Origin of the sequence: Paracoccus sp. FO-3 (assembly GCF_006386455.1) — a bacterium.
In the GTDB taxonomy this organism is placed as follows: domain Bacteria; phylum Pseudomonadota; class Alphaproteobacteria; order Rhodobacterales; family Rhodobacteraceae; genus Paracoccus; species Paracoccus versutus.
The window spans coordinates 1-1,804 of the sequence record NZ_VCBQ01000240.1 but is presented as its reverse complement, the minus strand read 5'-3'; the positions used below and the strand labels follow the sequence as shown (position 1 = coordinate 1,804).

At 68.9% G+C, this 1,804-nt stretch carries 1 protein-coding gene and 1 pseudogene; both read right to left on the bottom strand.

Annotated elements, in window-relative coordinates:
- Positions 1–1,368: pseudogene (locus FE811_RS26685) on the bottom strand (aldehyde dehydrogenase family protein); the annotation flags it as partial.
- 1 nt (position 1,369) lies between these two features.
- Positions 1,370–1,804 (bottom strand): dihydrodipicolinate synthase family protein (locus tag FE811_RS26680; RefSeq protein WP_140849519.1); only part of this gene is annotated, 435 nt, incomplete at its 5' end.

Sequence of the window (1,804 nt, the reverse complement as noted above, 5' to 3'; positions counted from 1 at the left end):
GCCCGCAAGGCCCGCGCCCCGCGCAAGGCCCGCTTGCCGTTGGCCGAGAAGATCGAGGCCGCAAGCCCGTAGTCGGTGTCGTTGGCAACCCGGATCGCCTCCTCGAAACTGTCCACCACGATCACCGTCAGGATCGGACCGAAGATCTCCTCCACCGCCAGCCGGGAATCGCGCGCGGTCTCCACGATGGTCGGCTCGATGAAGCCGGGGCTGACGACATTGCCGCCGACCAGCACGGTTTCCGATTTCGCCGCATCCAGATAGCTGCTGACCTTGTCGAAATGCGCCTTCGAGACAAGCGGACCCACGCGGTTCGCCGGATCCAGCGGATCGCCCACCAGCCAGGTCGCGNCGGATCCAGCGGATCGCCCACCAGCCAGCCGGCCNGGCCTCGGCCCGGACCTTCTCCAGCAGCCGGTCCCTGATGCCGCGCTGCACGATCAGGCGGCTGGCGGCCGAGCAGTTCTGCCCCATGTTCCAGAACGCGCCGTTCACCACATGCGCCGCCACCGCGTCCAGGTCCTCGGCATCGTCCAGCACGATGCAGGGGTTCTTGCCGCCCAGCTCCAGCACCACCTCCTTGAGGTTGCTGTCGGCCGAATAGTTCAGGAAGCGCCGACCCGTCGCGGTCGAGCCGGTGAAGCTGACCATGTCCACGTCCGCGTGCCGGCCCAAGGGCTCGCCCACCTCGCGGCCCGAGCCGGTGACGATGTTGAGCACCCCCGCCGGCAGCCCGGCCTCGGCCGCCAGTTCCGCCACCCGCAGCGCGGTCAGCGTCGTCTCGCCCGCGGGCTTCATCACCACCGAGCAGCCCGAGGCCAGCGCCGGGCCGATCTTCCAGGCCAGCATCAGCAGCGGGAAGTTCCAGGGCAGCACCAGCCCGACCACGCCCACGGGTTCGCGCACCACCATGGCGATATGGTTGTCCGAGGCCGGCGAGACCTGGTCGTAGATCTTGTCGATCAGTTCCGCGTGCCATTTGATGACATGGATCGTCTCCGGCACGTCGACGGTTTCGCAGTCGAAGATGGTCTTGCCGGCATCCAGGCTTTCCAGCACCGCCAGCTCGCGGGCGTGGTCCTGCATCAGCGCGGCCAGGCGCAAGAGCACCTCCTTGCGCTCGCCGGGGTGCAGGCGCGACCAGCGCCCGTCCTCGAAGGCGGCGCGGGCGGCGGCCACGGCCAGGTCCACGTCCTGCGCGTCGCAGGCGGCGATCTCGGCCAGCGCCGCGCCCGTCGCCGGGTTGGTGGTGGCGAAGGTCCTGCCCGACAGCGCCGGGCGGAAGGCGCCGTCGATGAAGGCCTGCGTCGGGAAAGACAGCCCGGCGGCGATGGCCCTGTAGTCCTCGGTGCTCAGCAGATCGGTCATCTCACTTCCCTTCCACGATGGCCTGGACGGCGGTCTTCAGCGTGGCGATGACGCCTTCCAGCTCGGCCTTTTCGCCGTCGTTCAGCCCCTGCAGCGGCGGGCGCATCGGCCCGGCGCGCAGGCCGGTGGTCTCGACCCCGTGCTTGACGCATTGGATGAACTTGCCGCCCTGTTCCAGCACCGCCATCAGCGGCATCATCGCCGTCATGATGCGCCGGCCCTGGGCGAAATCGCCGCGCACGGCGCAGGCTTCGTAAAGCGCCACATGCTCCTCGGGCAGGAAGTTCGAGCCGGCGCAGATCCAGCTGCGCGCCCCCCAGGCGAAGAATTCCAGCGCCTGGTCGTCCATGCCGCAGCTCAGCTGGATCTGCGGATAGTCGCAGGCCAGCGTGTGGATGCGGTTCACGTCGCCCGAGCTTTCCTTGATGCCGATGAC